This is a genomic window from Micromonospora humi (assembly GCF_900090105.1).
GTDB lineage: Bacteria > Actinomycetota > Actinomycetes > Mycobacteriales > Micromonosporaceae > Micromonospora > Micromonospora humi.
On record NZ_FMDM01000013.1, the window covers coordinates 162,013 to 186,304 of the forward strand.

Annotated in this window: 21 protein-coding genes, 1 tRNA gene and 1 pseudogene; 13 read left to right on the forward strand and 10 right to left on the reverse strand. The window is 73.7% G+C overall.

Going from position 1 to position 24,292, the window contains the following annotated elements; translation table 11 throughout:
• Positions 1-38: 38 nt before the first annotated feature.
• Positions 39-797, forward strand: coding sequence for a 3-oxoacyl-ACP reductase FabG (gene fabG / locus GA0070213_RS23530; protein ID WP_091068912.1), 759 nt, complete (start codon positions 39-41; stop codon positions 795-797).
• On the opposite strand, the pseudogene GA0070213_RS23535 reads toward fabG, so the two are convergent.
• Together GA0070213_RS23535 and GA0070213_RS23540 are read right to left on the reverse strand one after the other, a co-directional pair.
• Positions 770-1,236, reverse strand: a pseudogene (locus GA0070213_RS23535) (hypothetical protein). The gene fabG and the pseudogene GA0070213_RS23535 sit on opposite strands and share 28 nt — an antisense overlap.
• Entirely contained in the window at positions 1,229-1,624 is a 396-nt protein-coding gene (locus GA0070213_RS23540) for a hypothetical protein (protein WP_091068918.1), read from the reverse strand. The pseudogene GA0070213_RS23535 and the gene GA0070213_RS23540 overlap by 8 nt, the downstream one beginning before the upstream one ends.
• A 149-nt stretch (positions 1,625-1,773) precedes the next feature.
• Here GA0070213_RS23540 and GA0070213_RS23545 point away from each other — a divergent pair, with 149 nt between their 5' ends.
• The 5 genes from GA0070213_RS23545 (at position 1,774) to GA0070213_RS23565 (ending at position 6,525) form a co-directional block, all read left to right on the forward strand.
• Positions 1,774-2,670: a Gfo/Idh/MocA family protein gene (locus tag GA0070213_RS23545; RefSeq protein WP_091068921.1), complete on the forward strand. Its 897-nt coding sequence runs from the start codon at positions 1,774-1,776 to the stop codon at positions 2,668-2,670.
• An 80-nt stretch (positions 2,671-2,750) separates the two neighbouring features.
• Positions 2,751-3,380, forward strand: coding sequence for an ECF RNA polymerase sigma factor SigK (gene sigK / locus GA0070213_RS23550; protein WP_091068926.1), 630 nt, complete (start codon positions 2,751-2,753; stop codon positions 3,378-3,380).
• Positions 3,377-4,135, forward strand: a complete 759-nt coding sequence (locus tag GA0070213_RS23555; RefSeq protein WP_091068930.1) for an anti-sigma factor — start codon at positions 3,377-3,379, stop codon at positions 4,133-4,135. The genes sigK and GA0070213_RS23555 overlap by 4 nt, the downstream gene beginning before the upstream one ends.
• 87 nt (positions 4,136-4,222) lie before the next feature.
• Positions 4,223-4,858: a fasciclin domain-containing protein gene (locus GA0070213_RS23560; RefSeq protein WP_091068935.1), complete on the forward strand. Its 636-nt coding sequence runs from the start codon at positions 4,223-4,225 to the stop codon at positions 4,856-4,858.
• 29 nt (positions 4,859-4,887) lie between these two features.
• A complete protein-coding gene (locus GA0070213_RS23565; protein WP_091068938.1) occupies positions 4,888-6,525 on the forward strand; it encodes a molybdopterin-dependent oxidoreductase in 1,638 nt (545 codons plus the stop codon).
• Between the two features lie 42 nt (positions 6,526-6,567).
• Here the strand turns inward: GA0070213_RS23565 and GA0070213_RS23570 are convergent, their stop codons facing one another.
• The gene (locus GA0070213_RS23570; protein WP_091068941.1) at positions 6,568-6,762 is read right to left on the reverse strand and encodes a DUF2795 domain-containing protein; all 195 of its coding nucleotides are present in this window, start codon (positions 6,760-6,762) and stop codon (positions 6,568-6,570) included.
• A gap of 79 nt (positions 6,763-6,841) precedes the next feature.
• On the opposite strand from GA0070213_RS23570, the gene GA0070213_RS23575 reads away from it, so the two are divergent.
• Entirely contained in the window at positions 6,842-8,098 is a 1,257-nt protein-coding gene (locus GA0070213_RS23575) for an erythromycin esterase family protein (RefSeq protein ID WP_091068945.1), read from the forward strand.
• A gap of 60 nt (positions 8,099-8,158) precedes the next feature.
• On the opposite strand, the gene GA0070213_RS23580 is transcribed toward GA0070213_RS23575, so the two are convergent.
• From GA0070213_RS23580 to GA0070213_RS23590, 3 genes are read right to left on the reverse strand one after another with little or no spacing between them, the layout of a single operon-like run.
• On the reverse strand, positions 8,159-10,342 hold the full coding sequence (locus GA0070213_RS23580) for an MMPL family transporter (RefSeq protein WP_091068947.1): 2,184 nt from the start codon (positions 10,340-10,342) through the stop codon (positions 8,159-8,161).
• Between the two features lie 36 nt (positions 10,343-10,378).
• On the reverse strand, positions 10,379-10,924 hold the full coding sequence (locus GA0070213_RS23585) for a TetR/AcrR family transcriptional regulator (RefSeq protein ID WP_091069117.1): 546 nt from the start codon (positions 10,922-10,924) through the stop codon (positions 10,379-10,381).
• A 45-nt stretch (positions 10,925-10,969) separates the two neighbouring features.
• Positions 10,970-11,320 carry a winged helix-turn-helix transcriptional regulator gene (locus tag GA0070213_RS23590; RefSeq protein WP_245716526.1) on the reverse strand — a complete coding sequence of 117 codons (351 nt, stop codon included), beginning with the start codon at positions 11,318-11,320 and terminating at the stop codon, positions 10,970-10,972.
• A gap of 425 nt (positions 11,321-11,745) precedes the next feature.
• On the opposite strand from GA0070213_RS23590, the gene ligD reads away from it, so the two are divergent.
• Entirely contained in the window at positions 11,746-12,705 is a 960-nt protein-coding gene (gene ligD / locus GA0070213_RS23595; RefSeq protein ID WP_091068952.1) for a non-homologous end-joining DNA ligase, read from the forward strand.
• Positions 12,706-12,751: 46 nt separating this feature from the next.
• Here the strand turns inward: ligD and GA0070213_RS23600 are convergent.
• From GA0070213_RS23600 to GA0070213_RS23615, 4 genes are all read right to left on the reverse strand, one after another.
• A tRNA-Arg gene (locus GA0070213_RS23600) sits at positions 12,752-12,826 on the reverse strand.
• Positions 12,827-12,902: 76 nt separating this feature from the next.
• The gene (locus tag GA0070213_RS23605; RefSeq protein ID WP_091068956.1) at positions 12,903-13,598 is read right to left on the reverse strand and encodes a winged helix-turn-helix domain-containing protein; all 696 of its coding nucleotides are present in this window, start codon (positions 13,596-13,598) and stop codon (positions 12,903-12,905) included.
• A 122-nt stretch (positions 13,599-13,720) separates the two neighbouring features.
• Positions 13,721-14,398, reverse strand: coding sequence for a DUF305 domain-containing protein (locus GA0070213_RS23610; protein ID WP_091068959.1), 678 nt, complete (start codon positions 14,396-14,398; stop codon positions 13,721-13,723).
• 7 nt (positions 14,399-14,405) lie between these two features.
• A complete protein-coding gene (locus tag GA0070213_RS23615; RefSeq protein WP_091068965.1) occupies positions 14,406-15,242 on the reverse strand; it encodes a thioredoxin-like domain-containing protein in 837 nt (278 codons plus the stop codon).
• 98 nt (positions 15,243-15,340) lie between these two features.
• On the opposite strand from GA0070213_RS23615, the gene argS reads away from it, so the two are divergent.
• The 5 genes from argS to GA0070213_RS23645 all read left to right on the forward strand — a co-directional run bounded on the left by argS (position 15,341) and on the right by GA0070213_RS23645 (position 24,201).
• Entirely contained in the window at positions 15,341-17,005 is a 1,665-nt protein-coding gene (argS, locus tag GA0070213_RS23625; RefSeq protein WP_091068967.1) for an arginine--tRNA ligase, read from the forward strand.
• Between the two features lie 4 nt (positions 17,006-17,009).
• The gene (gene lysA, locus GA0070213_RS23630; RefSeq protein WP_091068970.1) at positions 17,010-18,395 is read left to right on the forward strand and encodes a diaminopimelate decarboxylase; all 1,386 of its coding nucleotides are present in this window, start codon (positions 17,010-17,012) and stop codon (positions 18,393-18,395) included.
• A complete protein-coding gene (locus GA0070213_RS23635) occupies positions 18,392-19,696 on the forward strand; it encodes a homoserine dehydrogenase (RefSeq protein WP_091068973.1) in 1,305 nt (434 codons plus the stop codon). Before lysA ends, GA0070213_RS23635 begins: the two co-directional genes overlap by 4 nt.
• Positions 19,697-19,809: 113 nt before the next feature.
• On the forward strand, positions 19,810-20,859 hold the full coding sequence (thrC, locus tag GA0070213_RS23640; protein WP_091068976.1) for a threonine synthase: 1,050 nt from the start codon (positions 19,810-19,812) through the stop codon (positions 20,857-20,859).
• A 90-nt stretch (positions 20,860-20,949) separates the two neighbouring features.
• Positions 20,950-24,201 (forward strand): efflux RND transporter permease subunit, encoded by a 3,252-nt coding sequence (locus tag GA0070213_RS23645; RefSeq protein ID WP_091068980.1) that lies wholly within the window; start codon positions 20,950-20,952, stop codon positions 24,199-24,201.
• Positions 24,202-24,292 lie beyond the last annotated feature (91 nt).

Consider the following 24,292-nt stretch of genomic DNA (forward strand, 5'->3'; position numbering starts at 1 on the left):
GGCTCCTTCGATCGACCCCAAGTTACCGGGAGGTAATCATGTCGGAGGAGCCCCGCGTCGCCATCGTGACCGGAGCCGCGCGCGGCATCGGCGCGGCCACCGCCCGCCGGCTGGCGGCCGACGGCATGGCCGTCGCCGTGGTCGACATCGACGAGTCCGCCACCAAGGAGACCGTCGACGCGATCGCCGCCGCCGGCGGCCGGGCGCTCGGCGTCGGCGCCGACGTGGCCGACCGGGCCCAGGTGGAGGCCGCCGTCGAGCGGGTCGCCGCCGAGCTGGGTGCGCCGACGGTGCTGGTCAACAACGCCGGCGTGCTCCGCGACAACCTGCTGTTCAAGATGGCCGACGCCGACTGGGACACGGTCATGGCCGTGCACCTGCGCGGCGCGTTCCTGTTCAGCCAGGCCGCGCAGAAGCACATGGTCGAGCGGAAGTGGGGCCGGATCGTCAACCTCTCCAGCACCTCGGCGCTGGGCAACCGGGGCCAGGCGAACTACGCCGCCGCCAAGGCCGGCCTGCAGGGCTTCACCAAGACGCTCGCCATCGAGCTGGGCCCGTACGGCGTGACCGTCAACGCGGTCGCGCCGGGCTTCATCGTCACCGACATGACCGCGGCCACCGCGGCCCGGATGAAGGTCGACTTCGCCGCGCTCCAGGAGCACGCCGCAGCCGAGATCCCGGTGCGCCGCACCGGCCGCCCGGAGGACGTCGCGCACACCATCTCGTTCCTGGCGAGCGAGGGCGCGTCCTTCGTCTCCGGTCAGGTCATCTACGTCGCCGGCGGCCCGAAGGACTGACCGCTGCCCGGCGCGGCCCCGCTCAGGCGGGGTCGCGCCGGGTGCGCCAGAGCCAGAGCAGGCCGAGCACCGGCAGCACCAGCGGGACGTAGCCGTAGCCGCTGCCGAAGCCGGACCAGACCGTCTCGTCCGGGAACAGCTCCCGGTCGACGATGCTCAGCAGGCCCACCGCGAGCACCCCGACCAGCTCGACCGAGCAGCACGCCAACGCGACCCGGCGGCCGGCGTGCCCGGCCCGGGCCAACCCGACCGCCGCCACGATGTAGATCAGCGCGGCGAGCGCGGAGAGCAGGTACGCCACCGGCGCCTCGCCGAACTTCGTGGCGATCTGCAACCCGGCCCGCGAGGTCGCGGCGATGGCGAAGACGATGTAGACCGCGATCAGCAGCCGGCCCGGCCCCCGGTTCGTGGCGCGCTCCGGCGCCTTCGTCTCAGCCACCGACGACCTCCCAGGTCTGCTGCAACCGCACCACCACGACCGGCGTGACCAGGCAGATCGCGCAGACGATGGCCGAGCCCCAGCGGGTCGGCTCCATCCGGGCCAGCACCCAGGCCAGCGGCGGCAGGCACACCAGCGTCACCAGGTAGCCGAAGAACGCCCCCGGCTCACCGGGCCGGTCGCCGCCGCCGAGCGCCACGAGCGCCACCACGGTCAGCGCCAGCAGCGCCAGCTCCACCACGGCCAGGCCGGCGAACTGGATCCGGTCCGGCGGGCGCTGCCGCACGGCCGCCACCAGGGCCCAGACCGCCACCGCCAGCGAGAGCACGATCGCGAGCGTGGCGAGCCACCCGTCCACCGGCGAGCCGGCCGCCGCCGCGCTGGTCATCGACGCAGTGTCGTTCACCGGCCCAGCCTACTAATCCTCGTAGTAGTGGCTCTGCGCGCGGGTCGGGGCGCGCCGGGCGGGCCGGGCGACTAGCGTGGATCACGGTCCCGGCGGACGCCGGCGGCCGACGACGACGCCAGGGGGTCGCGGTGCGGTTCGGGTTGTTCGGCACCGGTCACTGGGCGGCGGAGACGCACGCCGCCGCCATCGACGCCCACCCCCGGGCCCGGTTGGCCGGCGTCTGGGGGCGGAACCCGGCGAAGGCGGAGGCGCTGGCCCAGCGGCACGGCGTGCCGGCCTTCACCGACGTCGACGCGCTGCTCGCGGCGTCCGACGCGGTCGCCGTGGCGCTCCCGCCGGACGTGCAGGCCGACATCGCGGTGCGGGCGGCCACCGCCGGGCGGCACCTGCTGCTGGACAAGCCGCTGGCACTCGGCCTCGCGGACGCCGACCGGGTGGTCGACGCGGCCCTGGCGTCCGGGGTGGCCTCGGTGGTCTTCTTCACCCAGCGCTTCCACCCCAACGTCACCGGCTTCCTCGCCTCGACCGCGGCGGCCGGTGGCTGGCAGCACGCCCGCGCCACCATGTTCGCCTCGATCTACCAGCCCGGCAACCCGTACGGCGACTCGCAGTGGCGGCGCGACCGGGGCGCGCTGTGGGACATCGGCCCGCACGCGCTGTCGTTGATCCTGCCGGTGCTCGGCCGGGTCACCCGGGTCGCCGCGATGGACGGGCCGAGCGGCCTGACGCACCTGCTGCTCACCCACGACGGCGGCGCGACCAGCTCGCTCTCGCTCACCCTCGACGCGCCCGCCGAGGCGGTCACCCGGGACTTCGTCTTCTTCGGCCCCAACGGAGTCGAGAGCGCCCCGCCGGGCGACGGCAGCGTGCTCCAGGCGTTCGGCGCCGCGCTCGACCAGCTCCTGGCGGAGGTGGACGCCGGCACCCGCGACCACCGCTGCGACGTCCGGTTCGGCCGGGAGGTGGTGGCGGTGCTGGAGGCCGCCGAGACCGCCCGGGCGCAGGGGCGCACGGTCGAGGTGTAGGAAATCGCGGCCATCCGGGGCGGCGTCGGCTCCGAATGCCTCCCGTGCTGGCAGAGGGAGCGGGCGGAAGGCGGGACCGGATGACCCACGGCGACAGCGCCGGTGACGTGCCGGGGCGGTCGAGGTTGCACGCCGTGCCCTCGGCCGCCCCGGACCAGCGGGCGGAGACCGACGACCTGCTGCGGGCGGTGGCACGCGGCGACGAGGCGGCGTTCGAACGGCTCTACGGCCTCGTCTCGCCGCGCGTCCACGGGCTGGTGCGGCGGGTGCTGCGCGACCCGGCCCAGGCCGAGGAGGTCACCCAGGAGGTACTGGTCGAGGTGTGGCGCACCGCCGCCCGCTTCGACCCGGCCCGGGGCTCGGCCACCGCCTGGGTCTTCACCATCGCCCACCGCCGGGCCGTCGACCGGGTCCGGTCCGAGCAGGCCGGCGTCGAACGCACCCGCCGGGTCGCCGCCGGATCCGCCGAGACGCCGTACGACGAGGTGGCCGAGGAGGCGGCGGCGCGGCTGGAGCGGCAGCAGGTGCGGCACTGCCTGGACGCGCTCACCGAGGTGCAGCGTGAGGCGATCACGCTTGCCTACTACGGCGGGCACAGCTACCGCGAGGTGGCCGGCCTGCTGGAGACCGCACTGCCGACCGTGAAGACCCGCATGCGGGACGGGCTGATCCGTCTGCGCGACTGCCTGGGAGTGGAGCTGACCCGATGACCGACATCCACGCGCTCGCCGGGGCGTACGTGCTCGACGCGGTGGACGACGTCGAGCGGGCCGCGTTCGCCCGGCACCTGGACGGCTGCGAGAGCTGCGCGCTGGAGTTGGCCGAGTTCCGTGAGACGGCCGCCCGGCTGGCCGACTCGACCTGGTCCGTACCCCCGCCCGCGCTGCGCACGGCGGTGCTGGCGGAGATCCGGCGTACCCCGCAGGAGCGGCCCGGTCCCGCGGGTCGCTCCGGGGCTGCCCGGGCCGGGGCCTGGCGGCGCCGGCTGGCGGTCGCGGCCGCCGCCGTGCTGCTGGCCGGCGGCGTCGGCGCGGCCACCTGGGTGGCCCAGGAGCAGCGGGTACGCGACGCGCGCACCGAGGCCGGCGCGGCCCGGGACCAGGCGGGCGCGGCCCGTGACGAGGCGGCCCGGATCCGAGCGGTGCTGACCGCCCCGGACGCGGTGGTGCGCACCGACGCCGTGCCGGCGGGCGGCCGGGTCACCGTGGTGGCGTCGGCGAGCCGGGACGAGGGGGTGGCCCTGGTGGACGGGCTGGCCGCGCCCGCGCCCGGTCGGGCCTACCAGCTCTGGCTGATCGAGGGTACGAAGGCCACCTCGGCCGGGGTGCTGCCGGCCGGCCGGGGAGGCGGCACGAAGCTGCTCTCGGGTGTGCGCGGCAAGGGCCTGTTCGGGGTGACCGAGGAACCGGCGAGCGGGTCGGTGGCACCGACCATGACACCGCTGGTGGCGTTCGCGATCACCTGATCTTTCTCGACGGCCGACCCATCCGGACGGCGGTGAGCACCGAATCCCCTTCAGACCGACATTGAGTCACTTGAAGGGATTCACCCGATGCGCCCCATGAAGCTCACCGCCGTCGCCCTCGCCGCCACGCTCAGCCTCGGCCTCGCCGCCTGCGGCGGGAACGACGACGACAGCGGCGCCGCCGCGCCGGCCAGCAGCGCCCCGATGAGTTCCGCGCCGGCCAGCAGCGCGCCGGCGATGGCCGACGGCCAGTTCGGCCCCGGCTGCGCCGCCGTGCCGACCGACGCGTCGAACCCGGGCAGCTTCGCGGCCATGGCCCAGGTGCCGGTGGCCACCGCCGCCTCCGGCAACCCGCTGCTGAGCACGCTGGTCACCGCCGTCAAGCAGGCCGGACTCGTCGACTCGCTGAACAGCGCCCAGGGGCTGACCGTCTTCGCGCCCAGCAACGACGCGTTCGGCAAGCTGCCCAAGGCGGACCTGGACAAGGTCCTCGCCGACAAGAAGATGCTGACCGACGTGCTGACCTACCACGTGGTGGAGGGCAAGCTCGGGCCGGACCAGCTCGCCGGCGCGCACAAGACGCTCCAGGGCGGCGAGGTGACGGTCGCCGGCAGCGGCACCGAGTTCACGGTGAACGGCAACTCCATGGTCGTCTGCGGCAACGTGCAGACCGCCAACGCGACCGTCTACATCGTCGACTCGGTCCTGATGCCGAAGTCCTGACGCCCGACCGACGGTGAGGGGAGTAACCGATGACCCGCCGTACCCTGGCGGCCGCCGGAACGGGCCTGCTCGCGGCGGCCGCCGGGGTGGCGGTCGCGGAGCTGTTCGCCACCGCCGTCCGCCCGCGGGCGGCGCCGCTGGTCGCGGTCGGCGGCGCCGTCGTGGACGGTGCGCCCACAGCCGTCAAGGAATGGGCGGTACGCACGTTCGGCACCTACGACAAGCCGTTGCTGCTCGGCGGCATCGCGTTGGCGCTGGCGCTGCTGGCCGCGCTGACCGGGATCGCCGCCCGCCGCCGCCCGGCGCTGGGCCTGCTCGGGCCCGCGGTGCTCGGGGTGGCCGGCGTCGCCGCCGCGCTGACCCGCCCCGACGCCCGCCCGGTCGACGCCCTGCCGGCCCTGGCCGGCGCCGCCGTGGCCGCCGCCCTCCTGCGCTGGCTGCCCCTGCCCGGCCTGCCGGCCGCCCCGAACCCCCCGGACGCCGCCCCCGACCCGGTGGGGGTGGGCCGGGCGGCGTCCGGGGCCGGTCCCACCGGTCCGGGTGGTCCCGCCGGTCCGGCCGGTTCGGGTGGTCCCGAGGGCGCGGCGCCGGCGAACGGGCCGACGCGGCGGCTGGTGGTGCGCAACGCGGCGCTGGTGGCGGCCGGCACCGTGCTGGCCGGGGCCGGGACGGCGGCGCTGCGCCGGCTCGACGTGGCCGACGCCGCCCGGTCCCGGGAGACCGTCCGGCTGCCCGCCCCGGCCTCCCCGGCCCGGCCGACGCCGGCCGGGGTGGCGCCCGGGTTCCGCACCCCCACCGCCGACTTCTACCGGGTCGACACCGCGCTCACCGTGCCCCGGCTGGACGTGGACGCCTGGCGGCTACGGGTGCACGGCATGGTCGAACGGCCGATCGAGCTGAGCTTCGCCGACCTGCTCGACCGGGGCCTGATCGAACGCGACATCACACTGAGCTGCGTGTCCAACGAGGTCGGCGGCCCGTACGTGGGGACCGCCCGGTGGCTCGGCGCACCGCTCGCCCCGCTGCTGCGCGACGCCGGCATCCGGGGCGGCGCCGACCAGGTGGTGGCCCGGTCCGACGAGGGCATGACCATCGGCACCCCGATCGCGACACTCCTCGACGGACGGGACGCCATGCTCGCGGTCGGCATGGACGGTGCGCCGCTGCCGTTCACGCACGGCTTCCCGGTCCGGATGCTCACCCCCGGGCTGTACGGCTACGCCGGAGCGTGCAAGTGGGTAACCGAGCTGGAGGTGACCACGTTCGACGCCTTCGACGCGTACTGGGTGCGGCGGGGCTGGGCGCGCGAGGCGCCGGTGAAGACCGCGTCCCGGATCGACCGGCCCGCGCCGTTCGCCCGGCTTCCCGCCGGAGAGGTCACCGTGGCCGGGGTGGCCTGGGCGCAGCACCGGGGCATCACGGCGGTGGAGGTGTCGGTGGACGGTGGACCGTGGCGGGCCGCCGAGCTGCTGCCCACCGCGTCCACCGACACCTGGGTCCAGTGGCGCTTCGCCTGGCGGGCCCCGGCCGGCCCGCACAGCCTGAAGGTACGCGCCACCGACGGCGCCGGCGCGGTGCAGCCCGAGCAGCGCCGCCCCCCGTTCCCCGACGGCGCCACCGGCCACCACACCATCACCGTGACGGTGAAAGGCGGGGCCCCCTCTTAACGCCTCCGGTAGAGGAGGGGGCCCCGCTTAACACCTGGCTGGCTAACCAGTGAGGGTGACGAGTGCCTCGCCCAACTCGGCGGGGGTGTCGAACTCCTCGGCCGGCAACGTCCGCAGCGCCTGCAGCGCCTCGGTGCTGACGCCGTTCTCCTGACCCCAGCGGACCAGGTCCTCCCGGGAGACCGGGTAGTCGAGCCCGGCCAGGAACTCCTGCAACTGCGCGCCGGTGACGGTCATGCCGCGCGGCTACCCGCTGCCCCCGCCGGCATGCCCGCGAGTCACGGTTTGCCCCGACGGGACCCGGGTAGCCGCGGACATGCTGGTTCAGCGGCTCGGCGCGCCGAGCGACTTCGACCCGCTGCTGGAGCGCGTCCGGGACGCCCGCATCGTGATGATCGGCGAGGCGACGCACGGCAGCTACGACTACTACCGGCTGCGGGAGCAGTTGACCCGCCGGCTCATCGCCGAGCAGGGCTTCGACTTCGTCGCGGTGGAGGGCGACTGGCCGGACTGCGACCGGGTGCACTGTTCGGTGGTGGGCGCGCCGGGCGGGTCGGCCGATCCGCTGGTCGCGTTGGAGCGGTTCGAACGCTGGCCGACCTGGATGTGGGCGAACGCCGAGGTGGCCCGGTTCTGCCGCTGGCTGCGGGCCTGGAACCTGGAGCGCCCGGAGGGCGAACGCGCCGGCTTCCACGGCCTCGACGTCTACTCGCTGTGGGAGTCGATGCAGGCCATCTTCGACTACCTGGGCGAGGAGGACCCGGCCTCGCTGGAGGCGGCCCAGGAGGCCTATCGATGCTTCGAGCCGTACGGCAAACAGGTCGAGGAGTACGGGATGGCCAGCCGGTTCGTCTCCGCCCGGTGCGAGGAGGAGGTGGTCCGGCTGTTGGCGCGTACCCGGGAACAGGCCGCCGCGGACGGCCCGGACCGCTTCTCGGCCTGGCAGAACGCGGAGGTCGTGGCCGGTGCGGAGCGCTACTACCGGGCCATGGTCGGCGGCGGCCCGGAGTCGTGGAACGTCCGCGACATCCACATGGCCGACACGCTGGACCGGTTGCTCGATCGCTACGGGCCGGACGCGCGGGGCATCGTGTGGGCGCACAACACGCATGTCGGCGACGCGCGGGCCACCGAGATGGCGGCGGACGGCATGGTCAACATCGGCCAGCTCGGCCGGGAGCGGCACGGCCGGGACGCGGTGGCGCTGATCGGCCTCGGCAGCTACCGGGGCACCGTGGTCGCCGCCCCGCGCTGGGGCACGCCGGCCGAGACGATGGTGGTGCCGCCGGCCCGCGAGGGGTCGGTCGAGCACCGGCTGCACGAGCTGATGCCGGACCGGGCGGTGCTGGTCTTCGGTGGGCCGGACGAGCCGGACTGGGTGACCGGCGAGGCGGACCACCGGGCGATCGGCGTGGTGTACGACCCGAGCTTCGAGTCCTGGGGCAACTACGTGCCGACCCGGCTGGGGGAGCGGTACGACGCGTTCATCTGGTGCGACGAGACGACCGCCCTGCACCCCCTGCCCGCGCTTGTCACGCCGGGCGAGATGGAGACGTACCCGGCCGGGGTGTGAGCCGGGGTGTTAAGCGGGGCCCCCGCCTATGCAGAATGCGTTAAGCGGGGGCCCCTCCTTTCACTTCACCTGGGCGGGCTCGCGGGCGGCGAGGTGGGCGCGGAGGCCTTCGCCCTCGACGTCCACGTTGGGCAGCAGCTTGTTCAGCCAGCGGGGCAGCCACCAGGCGGCGTTGTTCAGCAGCGACATCACCGCCGGCACGATGGTCATCCGGACCACGAACGCGTCGATGGCGACACCGATCGCGAGTGCGAAGCCCATCGACTTGATGATCGGGTCGTCCAGGAAGACGAAGCCGCCGAACACCGACATCATGATGAGCGCGGCGGCGGTGACCACCCGGGCGCCGTGCCCCATGCCGTTGATGGTGGCCTGGCGGGCGGTGTCCCCGTGCACGAAGTCCTCCCGCATCCGGGAGACCAGGAAGACCTCGTAGTCCATGGCCAGGCCGAAGAGGATGCCGATGAGCAGGATCGGCAGGAAGCTGACCAGCGGCGCCGGCGTGTCCACGCCGAGCAGACCGGCCAGGTGGCCCTGCTGGAACACCGCGACCGTGATGCCGAACGTGGCCGCCACGGTGAGCAGGAAGCCGAGCGCCGCCTTGACCGGCACCAGGATCGACCGGAACACCAGCATCAGCAGCAGCACGGACAGGCCCACCACCAGCAGCAGGTAGACCGGGAGGGCGTCGGAGAGCTTCTCCGACACGTCGATGCCGATCGCGGTGACGCCGGTGAGCAGGACGTCGGCGTTCTGGATGCCGCCGACCTGCCGCCGGATGTCGTGCACCAGATCCTCGGTCTTCTCGTCGGTCGGCCCGGTCTTCGGGATGACGCCGAGCAGCGCGGTGCGGCCGGACGGGTCGAGCTGCGGCGGGGCCACCGCCAGCACCCCGTCGGTCTTCTGGATCAGCGCGGCGACCTGCGGTACGGCGGCCTGGGTGGCCTGCGGCGAGTCGGCGGTGACGACGACCGCGAGCCGGCCGGTGAAGCCGGGGCCGAAGCCCTCCCGGATCAGGTCGTTGCTGACCCGGGCCGGGGTGCCCTCGGCCGCCGTGGAGGCGTCCGGCAGCGCCAGGCGCATGTCCTGGGCGGGGATGGCGAGCAGGCCGAGGCCGAGCAGGCCGACCAGGATCACCGGGATGCGGAACCGGGTCACCCAGTTCGCCCAGCGGAACCCGAAGCCGGAACGGTCCTCCGAGCCGGTGCCCGGGTCCGCCGCCGCCTCCCGGCTGCGCAGCTTGCGCGGCAGCACCTTCCGGCCAGCGAAGCCGAGCAGCGCCGGGGCCAGCGTGATCGCCACCAGTACGGCCACGGTGACGGTGCCGGCGGCGGCCAGGCCCATCACGGTGAGGAACGGGATGCCCACCACGGCCAGGCCGGCCAGCGCGACCACCACGGTGGCGCCGGCGAAGACCACGGCGGAGCCGGCGGTGCCGACCGCGCGACCGACCGCCTCCTCGGGGGAGAGCCCGTCGAGCAGGTTCTGCCGGTGCCGGGAGGTGATGAACAGCGAGTAGTCGATGCCGACCGCGAGGCCGAGCATCAGCGCCAGGATCGGTGCGGTGCTGGTCAGCTCGACCGTGCCGCTGAGCGCGAACAGGCCGGCCATGCCGACGCCGACGCCGATCAGCGCGTTCAGCATGGTCATCCCGGCCGCCACCAGGGAGCCGAACGTGATGACCAGGACGATCGCCGCGACCAGCACACCGAGCGCCTCGGTCGAGCCGACCTCCGGCTCGCCGTTGAGCACCTCGCCGCCGGGGGCGATCTGCCAGCCCTGCGCCTCGGCCTGCGCACCGACCTTCTCGTACGCGTCGCGTTGCTCGGTGGTGACGTCGTCGGCGCGGCCGGCGAACTGCACCTGGATCAGCGCGTAGCGGCCGTCCGGGGTGAGCGCCTGGGCCTGGTAGGGGTCGATCGCGCCGACCACCCCGGGCAGGGTGGCCGCCTCCTGGGTGACCTGCTTGACCACCGCCTGGCCGGCCGGCGAGGTGAGCGCGCCGTCCTGCGGCGCCTTGACGGCGATGGTGCCGGTGGCGCCGCTGGCCGCCGGGAACCGGTCGGCGAGGAGGTCGATCGCCTTCTGCGACTCGGTGCCGGGCATGGTGAAGTTGCTCGCCGTCGGCCCGCGCAGCGTGGCCGCGGCCAGACCGAGACCGACGAGTACGACGAGCCAGACGACGGCGACGAGTCGCCGCCGGCGCAGGGATGCCCGGCCGAGCCGGTACAGCAGGGTCGCCATGGACCTTCCTTCGTCCTCGGGATTGCGACAGTGGGATCAGGTGGTGGGTTCGAGCGCGCGGTGCGCCACGGCGAGCAGCGCTGGTCGCAGCTCCTCGTCGGGGATGTCCAGGAACTCGCCGCAGGTCTCGGCGATGCCGGCCAGGACGACGAGCGCGGCGATGCGGGCCACCGGCCGGTCGGAGAAGCCGGCGAACGCGGCGATCAGCCGTTCGGAGATCTGTTGGATGTGTGCGAACGCGGGCTGCTGGAGCAGGTCGGGAAACTCGCCCCGGAGCAGCGCGATCTCCCGGCGGAACCGGACCGCGAGGTCGACGAAGCCTTCGGCGGCGACCCGTTGGGCCTCGGCGCCGGTGAGGTCGGCGAGCCGGGCGTCGAGCTGTTCCAGCACCGCGATGGCGGGTGCCATCAGCTCGCAGAGCAGGGCGTCCTTGCTGGCGAAGTGGTAGAGCACGGTGGCCTTGGAGCAGCCCACCTCGCGGGCGATGTCCTGCAGTGAGGTGCCCTTGTATCCGGTGACGGCGAACCGACGGGCCGCCGCGGTGAGCAGCTCGTCGTGGGTGGCCGGGGTGGCGCGTGCCATGCCCTCCAGCATGCCTGACCGATCGGTCAGCACCTGACCGATCGGTCAGACGGATTGCGTGGGCTTCGCCACAGGGTGCTCCCGGTCGTACGCCGCCCGGGCCGCGCTGATCGCGTCGCGGTGCCGCTCGGCCCAGCGGGTGAGCGCGACGAGCGACTCGTACAGCTCCCGGGCCATCGGGGTGGCGGTGTACTCGACCCGCGGCGGCACGGTGGCGTGCACGTGCCGGACCAGCAGGCCGTCGCGTTCCAGGTTGCGCAGGGTCAGCGTGAGCATCCGCCGGCTGATCCCCTCCACCCGCCGCTCCAGCTCGGTGAAGCGGATCGGGCCGGTCGACGCGGCGATCAGGATGCCGATGCTCCACTTGCCGCCGACCCGGTCCAGCGCCTCCCGCACCGTGCACGCCCGCGCCTGCGCTCCACCCCGGTCCTGGCCGGTCTGGCCGGACGCGCAGCGGTCGTCCTGGGTCGTCACCGTGTCTCCTTCCGCGCGGCCCCGACGGGAGCCTCGGTGGCCATCATGCGCCACGTGCGGCCGCCGGCCGGCGGAGTGCGTACGGCGACCGCGTGCCGGGTCGGGGGAAGACCTCGTGTTGTCCGCCTGCAAACTTGATGGCGTGAATGGATCAGCCGCCGTGAAGCCGGCCCGGCGGCCTGACCCCCGGTCGACTCGTTCACGTCATCAAGTTCGTAGCGTGTCAGCCCATCACCCGACTGCTCGACGGCTCGCCCCGCGAGGCGAACACCCGCTCCGGGACGGGTCGGCACGCCGGCCGCCGTGTCGGGGTTGCCGGACCGGGCCCGGGCCGGGAAGGTGGGCGGATGGGCGCCGCTGACGAGACCCGCGACGGGGTTCCGCTGACCAACCTGGACCAGCCGCTGTTCGACGGCGCCGGCGCGACCAAGCGTGACCTGGTCGACTACCTCGACGCGGTGCACGGCCGGCTCCTGCCGGAGCTGCGCGACCGACCGCTGTCGGTGCTGCGGGTCCGGCCCGGGCAGGAGCCGTTCATGCAGAAGAACCTGCCGAAGTACACGCCGGACTGGGTGCGCCGCACCGAGGTCTGGGCCGAGGCGTCGCACCGGCGCATCTCGTACGCCCTCTGCGACGACCGGCGGACGCTGCTCTGGTTCGCCAACCAGCGGGCGGTGGAATACCACGCCCCACTGGCCCACGCCGGACACGCCGAGCACCCGACCCACCTGGTGCTCGACCTGGACCCGCCGGAGGGCGACTCGTTCGGCGCGGCGGTGCGCGTCGCGTTGCTGGTGCGGCAGGCGCTCGCCGACGCCGGGCTGACCGGCGCGGTCAAGACCAGCGGGGCGAAGGGCCTGCACGTGATCGTGCCGGTGGCGCCGGCCACCACGGCGGAGGAGGCCGCCGCCGCGACCCGGGCGCTCGCGGCCCGCGCCGAACGGCTCGACCCGGCGCTGGCCACCACCGCGTTCATCGTGGCCGACCGGGGCGGCCGGGTCTTCGTCGACTCCACCCGCGGGTACGGGGCGACGGTGGTGGCCGCGTACAGCCCTCGGATCCGGCCGGGCACGCCGGTGTCGTACCCGGTCGGCTGGGCGGACCTGGAGTCGGCGACGCCTGCCGACTTCACCGTGCGGACCGTGCCGGCGCTGCTCGGCGACCGGGATCCGTGGGCGGAGGCGCTGCCCGCGCCGCAGTCGCTGCCGGCGGAGCTGGTCGAGGAGGGGCGGGGCATTCCGGTGGCCCGGGTGCAGGCGATGCACGAGGGCAAGCGGCGGGCGAAGGCGCGGCGCGAGGCCGGCTGAGCCGACGCGAAAGCCCGGGCGCGACGGCCCGGGCTTCGACGTCTTCTGGTGCCCCCGGCAGGATTCGAACCTGCGCCCCCGCCTCCGGAGGGCGGTGCTCTATCCCCTGAGCTACGGGGGCTCAGCGACCCGAGAAGAGTAGCAAACCCCCTCCCGGATCACCGAATCGGTATCGCCGGGCAGTCGATCTTCACCGCTCAGGCGGCGGCGAGGGCGCGACCGCAGCTCGGCAGCGGGTGCAGCGCGATGCGGCGGGGCAGTCGGCGGGGCCACTCGTTGCGTGGCCAGGAGCCGTCCACGATCAGGTGCACGGCGCGTTCCTCGGCGCCGCTGAGCCGCAGCACGAAGTCCCGGGGCAGGGGCGGGTCCACCGAGGGCGTGGTGACCATGAACCGCACCCGCCCCCGGGAGGAGACCGCCGAGACCACGTCGGCCGCCGGCATGGTGCCGCGCAGGCGCACCCGGCCGATCCAGTAGACCTCCGCGGCGTGCTCCTGCGCGGCTCGGGTGATCGCCGGGTACTCGCTGCGTACCCACCGCTCGACCGCGCCGACGCAGAGGCCGCAGGCCCGCTCGCGCGGCTCGCGCGGCCCGAGCCCCCAGGCCCGGAGGTACGCCCCGACGGTGCCGGCGTCCAGGGTCAGCGCGAACCGGCGCTCGATGAGCGTGGTCAGGCTCTGCCGGGTCCAGAGTTCCTCGTCGATGCCGAACTCGTCCGGGTGGACGCCCCGCAGCACGTCGATGAGTTCGAGTTCCTGTTCGCGGCTGAGCGTTCCCGGCTCGCCCTGCCGCAGTCCGCGACGGACGGCTGCCACCGCTCCGTCACCGCCGATGGTGTGGCGTCGGCACCAGCTGGTCACCGACCGCCCTGCGTCTCTGAGTGCAACCCCCACGTCTTGCGCAACGAGCCCGAACCGTAACCGGTCACGATATGTATGGAGAAAACTCCCGAAGCAGTGCAATGGGTCCTTATCCCCAAAACGTTACAAACGGTCAAAGCGGACAAGCGGGACCGTCAGAGCGTGCCGCCCAGGCGCTTCAGCGCCGCGTTGAGGTTGGTCAGGTCGTTCTGCTGGGTGTTCTTCATGACCTGGGCGACCGCCAGCACGTCGTCGTCGTGCCCCTCGTCGAGGATGCCGTCGATCATGTGCACCCCGCCGATGTGGTGGCGGATCATCATCTGCAGGAACAGCACGTCGAACTCGCGACCGCTCGCCGCCCGCAGCTTCGCCATCTCCTCCGGTGTGGCCATGCCCGGCATCAGGCCGTCCTTCACCAGCCCGGCGCCGTCCGGCATCCACGCCATCGGGGCCTGCTCACCGGTCGGGTCCAGCTTCCAGGAGCGCAGCCACGTCTGCATGGTGCCGATCTCGCCCTGCTGCCCGGTGGCGATGTCCACGCCGACCTGGCGCACCTCGGCGTCCTGACCCTGGCGGAACGCCAGCAGCCCCATGGCGACCGCCTGGTTGTGGTGGGCGGTCATGTCCCGGGCGAAACCGGCCTCGGCCGAGGTGTCGCCCGGGCGGCTGAGCGTCGGGGTGAGCAGGCCGCCGGCGTACCCGAGGAGCAGCCCGACCACGACGGCGGCGGCCAGGGCCAGCAGGCCGTAGCGGCGCGCCGCCGGCCGGCCGCCCTCGTCGGCGGCCGGCACCTCGTCGTCGAACTCGCTGTCGGTGGTCACCGGAGCGGTCATCGCGTCCTCACTGGGTGGGCTGCTCGGGCATGTTCGGCTGCACGTTGTCCCGCGGGGTGGTGCCGGTGGCGGTGATGCCCTGGTCGCAGAGCGCGTTCGGGCCCTCGATCGAGGCGTTCACCCGCAGCGTCTTGATGAACTCGTCGATCCGGCCGTCGTCGGCGTTGTCGACCTTCAGCTGGAAGCCCCAGGCCTGCAGCGAGATCGGCTTGTCCAGCCCCTCGTACGGGCTGAGCATCAGCTTCTCCTTGCCCTTGACCTTGCTCTCGAGCTTCGCCACCTGGTCGGCGGGCAGGTCGGGGCGGTAGGTGATCCAGACCGTGCCGTGCTCCATGCTGTGCACCGCGTGCTCGTTGGCGATCGGGGCGGGGTAGACGTCGCCCATGCAGTTCTGCCAGGCCTGGTTGTGCGGGCCGCCGACCGGCGGGGACTGCTCGTACTTGATCGTGCCCGGCTGGTGGTTGCCGCCCTTGACCAGGTCCTTGTCCTTCTTGCGGAAGTCGACCATGCCGTTGATCGCGTCGGCCCGCTTCTGCCACGGCTGGGCGCCCTGGTAGACCGACCAGGCGCCGATGCCGATGATCGCGACGGCGAGCACGCCGACCGCGGCGAACAGCGCGATCGGCCCCCACGAGCGCCCCTGGCTCACCTTCACCGGGGTCACCGGCTTGCGGCCCTTGCCCCCGGCGCCCGGCCGTGGCGCGCCCTTGCCGCCGCCGGGCCGGCCCGCACCGGCCTTGGCGGCGGGCTTGTCGCCCGCCGCGGGCCGGCCGGCGGCCGGCTTCTTGCCGGTGCTGACCACGGTGGGACGGCGTTCCGGGCCGCCCGGGGTGCTGATGCTCATCGTGCCTCGTCAGGTCGGTCGGTCAGGGGAGCGCGGAGCCTGTTCACATGCTGGGTCGCCGCCGCGGTGCCCGAGTCTACCCCCGATAACATGGTTCGGTGACTCCCGCAGAACTCGCCGAGGTCGTCCTCGCCGCAGCCCACGCCGTCTTCGACGAGCGGGGTCTGGACCGCGCCGCGCTGCCCGCGCAGACCACCGTCGAGCGACCCCGTAACCCCGATCACGGCGACTACGCCTCCACGCTGGCGCTGCAGCTCAGCAAGAAGGTCGGGGTGCCCCCGCGGGAGCTGGCCGCGGCGCTGGCCGAGCAGCTCGGCCGGGCACCGGGGATCAAGTCGGTGGAGATCGCCGGCCCGGGCTTCCTGAACATCCGGCTCGACGCCGCCGCCGCCGGCCAGCTCGCCCGGTCGATCGTCGAGGCCGGCCCGGCCTACGGGCGCAGCGACACCCTGGCCGGGCAGCGGATCAACCTGGAGTTCGTCTCGGCGAACCCGACCGGCCCGGTGCACATCGGCGGCGTCCGCTGGGCAGCCGTCGGTGACGCGCTCAGCCGGCTGCTGCGGGCCACCGGCGCCGACGTGGGCACGGAATACTACTTCAACGACGCCGGGTCCCAGATCGACCGGTTCGCCCGCTCGCTGCTGGCCGCCGCCAAGGGCGAGCCGGCCCCGGAGGACGGCTACGGCGGGGCGTACATCGCGGAGATCGCCGCCGAGGTCGTCAAGAAGCGGCCCGACGTGCTGGACCTGTCCGACGACGCCGCCCAGGAGGTGTTCCGGGTGGAGGGCGTCCAGCTCATGTTCGCCGAGATCAGGTCCTCGCTGCGCGACTTCGGCGTCGAGTTCGACACCTACTTCAACGAGAAGGACCTGCACGACCGGGGCGAGCTGGAGCAGGCGCTGGCCCGGCTGCGCGAGCAGGGGCACGTCTTCGAGTCCGAGGGCGCGACCTGGCTGCGCACCACCGACTTCGGCGACGACAAGGACCGGGTGCTGCGCAAGTCCAACGGCGAGTGGACCTACTTCGCCGCCGACTGCGCCTACTACCTCGACAAGCGGGAGCGCGGCTTCGAGCGGGTCGTGATCATGCTGGGCGCCGACCACCACGGCTACATCGGCCGGATGAAGGCGATGGCCGCCTGCTTCGGCGACGACCCGGCGCGCACCCTGGAGATCCTCATCGGCCAGCTGGTCAACCTGGTCCGCGACGGCGCCCCGGTGCGGATGAGCAAGCGGGCCGGCACCGTGGTCACCCTGGAGGACCTGGTCGACGCGATCGGCGTGGACGCCTCCCGCTACGCGCTGGCCCGGTACTCCAGCGACTCGCCCATCGACATCGACGTGGAGCTGTGGACCCGGGCCACCCGCGACAACCCGGTCTACTACGTGCAGTACGTGGCCGCCCGCACCGCGAGCGTCAACCGCAACGCCGCCGAGGTGGGGCTGACCCGGGGCGACGCCGCCGACTTCCACGCCGAGCTGCTCGACCACGAGAAGGAGAACGAGCTGCTCAAGGCGCTTGCCGCGTTCCCGTCCGTGGTGGCCGCCGCGGCCGAGCTGCGGGCCCCGCACCGGCTCTCCCACTACCTGGAGGACCTGGCGCAGGCCTACCACCGGTTCTACGACAACTGCCGGATCCTGCCGCGCGGCGACGAGGAGGTCACCGACCTGCACCGGGCCCGGCTCTGGCTCAACGACGCCACCCGGGTGGTCATCGCCAACGGCCTGCGCCTGCTCGGCGTCTCGGCGCCCGAGAGGATGTGAGCCGGTGCGCGCGCACGAGGCCGGTGCCCTGCACGGTGACATCGGCAACCGGGGGCCCGCCTGGCTGCGTACCCCGGTCGACGTCAACTCCCTGGTGCCGCAGTTGTGGCCGCGCCACGTGGCGCGCGGCCCGGCCGGCGCGCTGACCGCCGCCGGGCTGGACGTCCGCGACCTGGCCGCCGAGTTCGGCACCCCGGCGTACGTGCTGGACGAGGACGACCTGCGCGGACGCTGCCGCGAGTTCCGGGCCGCCTTCCCGGACGCGGACGTCTACTACGCCGGCAAGGCGTTCCTCTGCCGCGCCGTGGTCCGGATGATCGCCGAGGAGGGCATGTTCCTCGACGTCTGCACCGGCGGCGAACTGGCCACCGCGCTGTCGGCCGGGATGCCGCCGGACCGGATCGGCTTCCACGGCAACAACAAGTCGGTGGCCGAGCTGACCCGGGCGGTGGAGGCCGGGGTGGGGCGGATCATCGTCGACTCGTCCACCGAGATCGACCGGCTCAGCGCGCTGGCCCGCGAGCGGGGCGTCCGCCCCCGGGTGCTGCTGCGGGTCACCGTCGGCGTGGAGGCGCACACCCACGAGTTCATCGCCACCGCGCACGAGGACCAGAAGTTCGGCTTCTCGCTGGCCGGCGGCGCGGCCGTGGCGGCGGCGTTCCGGATCCTCGACGAGGACGTGCTGGAGCTGCGCGGCCTGCACTCGCACATCGGTTCGCAGATCTTCGACGCCAGCGGCTTCGAGGTCTCCGCCCGTCGGGTGCTCGCCCTGCAGGCGCAGATCCGTGACGCGCGCGGGGTGGAACTGCCCGAGCTGGACCTCGGCGGCGGCTTCGGCATCGCGTACACCACGCAGGACGACCCGGCCTCGCCGCACGACCTGGCCAAGCGGCTCCGCAAGATCGTCGACGGGGAGTGCGCGGCGGAGAACCTCGCCGTGCCGCACCTCTCCGTCGAGCCCGGCCGGGCGATCGTCGGCCCGGCCGTGTTCACGCTCTACCAGGTCGGGACCGTCAAGGACCTGGACGGCCTGCGGACCTACGTGAGCGTCGACGGCGGGATGAGCGACAACATCCGCACCGCGCTCTACGACGCCTCCTACTCGGCGACCGTGGCCAACCGGACGTCGGCGGCCCCGCCGTTGCTCGCCCGGGTGGTGGGAAAGCACTGTGAGTCCGGGGACATCGTGGTGAAGGATGAATTCCTGCCCGCCGACGTGCAGCCCGGAGATCTTGTCGCGGTGCCCGGCACCGGGGCCTACTGCCGGAGCATGGCCAGCAACTACAACCATGTGCCGCGCCCCCCGGTCGTCGCCGTCCGTGACGGCTCGGCCCGGGTGATCGTTCGCCGGGAGACGGAAGACGACCTGCTCGCATTGGACGTGGGATGACCTCACCTGTTCGCTTGGCGTTGCTCGGCTGCGGCACGGTCGGCAGCGACGTCGTCCGCCTGCTGCACGAGCAGTCGGCCGACCTCGCCGCCCGGATCGGCGCGCCGCTGGAGATCGCCGGCATCGCCGTCCGCCGGCTCGGCCGCGACCGCGGTGACCTGCCGGTCGACGACAGCCTGTTCACCACCGACCCGCTGGGGCTGATCAAGCGGGACGACGTGGACGTGGTGGTCGAGGTGGTCGGCGGCATCGAGCCGGCCCGGGGCTGGCTGGTCGAGGCGCTGCGCGCCGGCAAGAGCGTGGTGACCGCCAACAAGGCGCTGCTCGCCGAGGACGGCGCCACGCTGCACGACGCGGCCGCCGAGGGCGGCGCCGACCTCTACTACGAGGCGAGCGTCGCCGGCGCCATCCCGCTGCTGCGCCCGCTGCGCGAGTCGCTGCACGGCGACCGGATCACCCGGGTCACCGGCATCGTGAACGGCACCACCAACTTCATCCTCTCCGCCATGGACGCGACCGGCGCCGGCTTCGCCGAGGCGCTGGAGGAGGCCACCGAGCTGGGATACGCGGAGGCCGACCCGACGGCCGACGTGGAGGGCTTCGACGCCGCCGCCAAGGCCGCCATCCTCGCCTCGCTGGCGTTCCACACCCGGGTCACCGCCGCCGACGTGCACCGCGAGGGCATCACCGAGGTGACCGCGGCGGACGTGGCCAGCGCCAAGGCGATGGGCTGCACGATCAAGCTGCTCTGCATCGCCGCCCGGGGCGTCGACGCCGCGGGCGGCGAGACCGTCAACGTCCGGGTGCATCCGGCGATGATCCCGCTCACCCACCCGCTCGCCCGGGTCGGCGACGCGTTCAACGCGGTCTTCGTCGAGGCCGACGCGGCCGGGCCGCTCATGTTCTACGGCCGCGGCGCGGGCGGCGCGCCCACCGCCAGCGCCGTGCTCGGCGACGTGGTCGCGGTGGCCCGCAACCGCATCGCCGGGGTGCACCAGGCCAGCGAGTCGGCGTACGCGGACCTGTCGGTGCGGCCGATGGGGGAGGCGCTCACCCGCTACCACATCAGCCTCGACGTGGCCGACCGGCCGGGTGTGCTGGCGTCGGTGGCCGGGGTGTTCGCCCGGCACGAGGTCTCCATCGCCACCGTGCGGCAGGGACCCGCCGGCGGCGACGCCGAGCTGGTCATCGTCACCCACGTCGCGCCGGACGCCGCGCTCGCCGCCACCGTGCGGGAGCTGCGCGGGCTGGACACCGTCCGCTCGGTGACCAGCGTGCTACGGGTCGAGGGTGGGGCGTAACCCCGCCGTCCCGCCTGATGGTTAAGGCAGGGTGTGGCGGTGGCCGGCGAGGCAGGCTGGGCCACGCTGGTGACAGGCCCCGCGACCGGGGCGACGGAGGCGAGGAGCGGGACATGTGGCGAGGGCTGATCGAGGCGTACCGGGACCGGCTGCCGATCACCGAGGCCACTCCCGTCGTGACCCTGCACGAGGGGAACACGCCGCTGCTGCCGGCGCCGGTGCTCTCCGCCCGGGTCGGCGCCGACGTGTGGCTCAAGGTCGAGGGCGCGAACCCGACCGGCTCGTTCAAGGACCGGGGCATGACGGTCGCCGTCTCCAAGGCCATCGAGGGCGGTGACAAGGCGATCATCTGCGCCTCCACCGGCAACACCAGCGCGTCGGCCGCCGCGTACGCGGCGCGGGCCGGGATCACCTGCGCGGTGCTGGTGCCGCAGGGCAAGATCGCGTTGGGCAAGCTGGCCCAGGCGCTGGTGCACGGCGCGAAGCTGCTCCAGGTGCAGGGCAACTTCGACGACTGCCTGGCGCTGGCCGGCAAGCTCGCTCAGGACTTCCCGGTGGCGCTGGTCAACTCCGTCAACATCTACCGGCTGCACGGGCAGAAGACGGCCGCCTTCGAGATCGTCGAGGCGCTCGGCGACGCGCCCGACATCCACTGCCTGCCGGTCGGCAACGCCGGCAACATCTCCGCCTACTGGATGGGCTACTCGGAGGACCTGCGCGACGGCAACGCCACGAAGGCACCCCGGATGTACGGCTTCCAGGCCGCCGGGGCCGCCCCGATCGTCACCGGCCAGATGGTGCCCGAGCCGTCGACCATCGCCACCGCCATCCGGATCGGCAACCCGGCGAGCTGGACCAAGGCCGTCGACGCGCGGGACGCCTCCGACGGGCTGATCTCCGCGGTCACCGACCGGGAGATCCTCTCCGCCTACCGGCTGCTGGCCCGCGAGGTCGGGGTCTTCGTCGAGCTGGGCAGCGCGGCGAGCGTGGCCGGCCTGCTCCAGCAGGCCGACGCCGGTCGGGTGCCGGCCGGGTCGCGGGTGGTGTGCACGGTCACCGGGCACGGCCTGAAGGACCCGGAGTGGGCCATCTCGACCGCCCCCGCGCCGCTGACCGTCGCCAACGACGCGATCGCCGCGGCGCGCGCCCTCGACCTGGCCTGAGGCGCACCCGCCCCGGGAACGGGCGACCCGAGCGGGTGCGGCAGACTCAGGGCAACCCCGCAGACCCCTCCTCAGGAGTGACCAACGCCCATGTCGTTGCTCGCCAGATTCAGTCTTGCCAACCGGGGCCTGATCGCCCTGATCGCGTTGGTGACCGCGGCGTTCGGCTTGTTCGCCGTGCCGTCGCTCAAGCAGCAGCTGCTGCCGTCGCTGGAGTTCCCCGCCGCGTTCATCGTGGCGCCGTACCCGGGTGCCGCGCCGGAGATCGTCGAGTCCCAGGTCGCCGAGCCGATCGAGAACAGCCTCCAGGGCATCCCGGGGCTGGAGAAGGTCACCTCCACGTCCCGCGAGGGGGCGGCGACCGTCCAGGTGCAGTACGAGTTCGGCACCGACCTGGACGACGTGGTCAACAAGATGGAGACCGCGCTCAACCGGACCCAGCTCCCCGAGGGCGTCGACCCGCAGGTGATCGCCGGCAGCACGGACGACCTGCCGGCCGTGGTGGTCGCCGCGACCGGCGACGGCGACGAGCGGGCGCTGGCCGAGAAGCTGCGCGCCACCGTGGTGCCCGAGCTGGAGGGGCTGGACGGGGTCCGTTCGGTGGACGTCACCGGCGCCCGGGACCAGGTGGTGGCGATCACGCCGGACCCGGCGAAGCTGGCTGCCGCCCGGGTGGCGCCGACCGCGATCGCGCAGGCGTTGAAGACCAACGGGGTGGCGGTGCCGGCCGGCGCGCTGGCCGACGGCGACCGGTCGCTGCCGGTGCAGGTCGGCACCCCGATCCGCACCGTGGACGACCTGCGCGGCATCGTGCTCACCACCGCGCCCGCCACCCCGGTCCGTCTCGGTGACGTGGCCCGGGTGGAGCAGCAGCTCGCCCCGGCGACGTCGTTCACCCGCACCAACGGCAGGCCGAGCCTGGGCATCGCGGTCACCGCCAGCCCGGACGGCAACGCGGTCGGCATCTCGCACGACATCCGGGACCGGTTGGACGACCTGGAGGCCGCCTCCGGCGCCGAGCTGACAGTGGTCTTCGACCAGGCCCCGTTCGTCGAGCGGTCCATCGAGAGCCTCACCACCGAGGGCCTGCTCGGCCTGCTGATGGCGGTGGTGGTGATCCTGGTCTTCCTGCTCTCGGTGCGGTCCACGGTGGTCACCGCGGTCTCCATCCCGCTGTCGGTGCTGGTCGCGCTGATCGTGCTCTGGGCCGGCGACTACTCGCTCAACCTGCTCACGCTCGGCGCGTTGACCATCGCGGTCGGCCGGGTGGTCGACGACTCGATCGTGGTGCTGGAGAACATCAAACGGCACCTGGAGTACGGCGAGCCGAAGCGGGAGGCGATCCTGACCGCGGTCCGCGAGGTGGCCGGCGCGGTGACCGCCTCGACCCTGACCACGGTCGCGGTGTTCGCGCCGATCGCCCTGGTGGGTGGCTTCGTGGGGCAGCTCTTCGCGCCGTTCGCGATCACGGTGACGGTGGCCCTGCTCGCCTCGCTGCTGGTGTCGCTGACCGTCATCCCGGTGCTGGCCTACTGGTTCCTCCGGCCGCGTCACCGCGCCGACGACGAGGCCGAGCGCCGGGCCGCCGAGGAGAAGGAGCTGCGCAGCCCGTTGCAGCGGGCGTACCTGCCGGTGATCGGGTTCGCCACCCGGTCGCGGAAGAGCCGGTGGGCCACCGTGGCGCTCGGCCTGGTGGTGCTGCTGGGCACGTTCGGCCTGGCCCAGAAGCTGGAGACGAACTTCCTGGACGACTCCGGCCAGGACACGCTGGCCATCCGGCAGGAGATGCCGGCCGGCACCGGGCTCGCCGGCACCGACCGGGCCGCCGCCCGGGTGGAGGAGGTGCTGAAGCGTACGTCGGGGGTGGAGACCTACCAGGTCAGCGCCGGCGGCGGGGACAACCCGTGGGCCGGCGGCGGCAGCGACGAGGCGTCCTGGTCCCTGGCGCTCTCCGACGACACCGACGCCACGACCGTGCGGGAGGCCCTGCGCAAGGAGTTCGACGCGCTGGGTCCGGAGGCCGGCGAGCTGACCTTCGGCGGTGGGCAGAACGCCTCCGCCAACCAGGTCGAGGTGGTGGTGCAGGCCGCCGACCAGGAGACGCTGACCCGGGCGGCGGAGGAGGTCCGGGCCGCGATGGCCGACCTCTCCGGCGTCGAGGACGTGACGACCGGCCTGGCCACCCGGGTGCCCCGGGTGGAGGTGACCGTGGACCGGGTGGCCGCGGCCCGCGCGGGTCTCAGCGAGGCGGCCGTGGGGCAGCTCGTGGCGCAGGCGTACCGGGGGGCGCCGCTCGGCCAGGTCACGCTGGACGGCACCGCGCAGGACGTGGTGCTCAGCACCGGGGCCCGGCCGCCGGTGAACGTGGCCGAGCTGCGGGCGCTGCGGGTGGGACCGGTGACGCTGGACGCGATCGCCGACGTCGACCAGGTCGACGGGCCGCAGCAGGTGACCCGGATCGACGGCGAGCGCAGCGTCTCGGTGACCGGCACGGCCACCAGCTCGAACCTCGGCGCCACCACGCAGGAGTTGCAGAAGAAGCTGGACGCGCTGGAGGTGCCGGGCGCCACGTACGTGATCGGCGGGGTGAGCGCCGACCAGGCGGACGCGTTCGCGGACCTCGGCCTGGCCGTGCTGGCCGCCATCGCGATCGTCTTCCTGATCATGGTGGCCACCTTCCGCAGCCTGACCCAGGCGCTGATCCTGCTGATCTCGGTGCCGTTCGCGGCGACCGGGGCGATCGCGCTGCTGCTGGCCACCGGGACGCCGCTGGGCGTGCCGGCGCTGATCGGCGTGCTCATGCTGGTCGGCATCGTGGTGACCAACGCGATCGTGCTGCTCGACCTGATCAACCAGTACCGGGCGCAGGGCATGGGGGTCACCGAGGCCGTGGTCGAGGGCGGCCGGCGGCGGTTGCGGCCGATCCTGATGACCGCGGTGGCCACCGTGTTCGCGCTGCTGCCGATGGCGTTCGGGCTGACCGGCGAGGGTGGCTTCATCTCCAAGCCGCTGGCGATCGTGGTGATCGGCGGCCTGCTCAGCTCGACGCTGCTCACGCTGGTCCTGGTGCCGACGCTCTACACGATGGTGGAGCGCACCAAGGGCTCGCTGCGGGCCCGCCGGGACCGCCGTCGCGGCGGTGCCCCGGAGCCGGTCGAGGAGGCAGTGGCGCCGGGCCCGGTCGAGACCCCGGTGCCGGTGACCGTCGGCGGCGGGGCGGGGCCGGCCGAGCCGGTCGCGCCGCCTGCCCGCCCGTCCGGGGCGCTGGTCGACGGTACGGACCAGTTCGAGGTGCTCCGCCTGCCGAAGAGTCGCCGTTCCCCCCTTCCCCCGACCGAGTGAAAGGAGGGGCCCCCGCTTAACGCTTTCTGCATAGGCGGGGGCCCCGCTTGACACCCGCACCGTGCGCGGGGCACCTCCGAGCCACACCGGG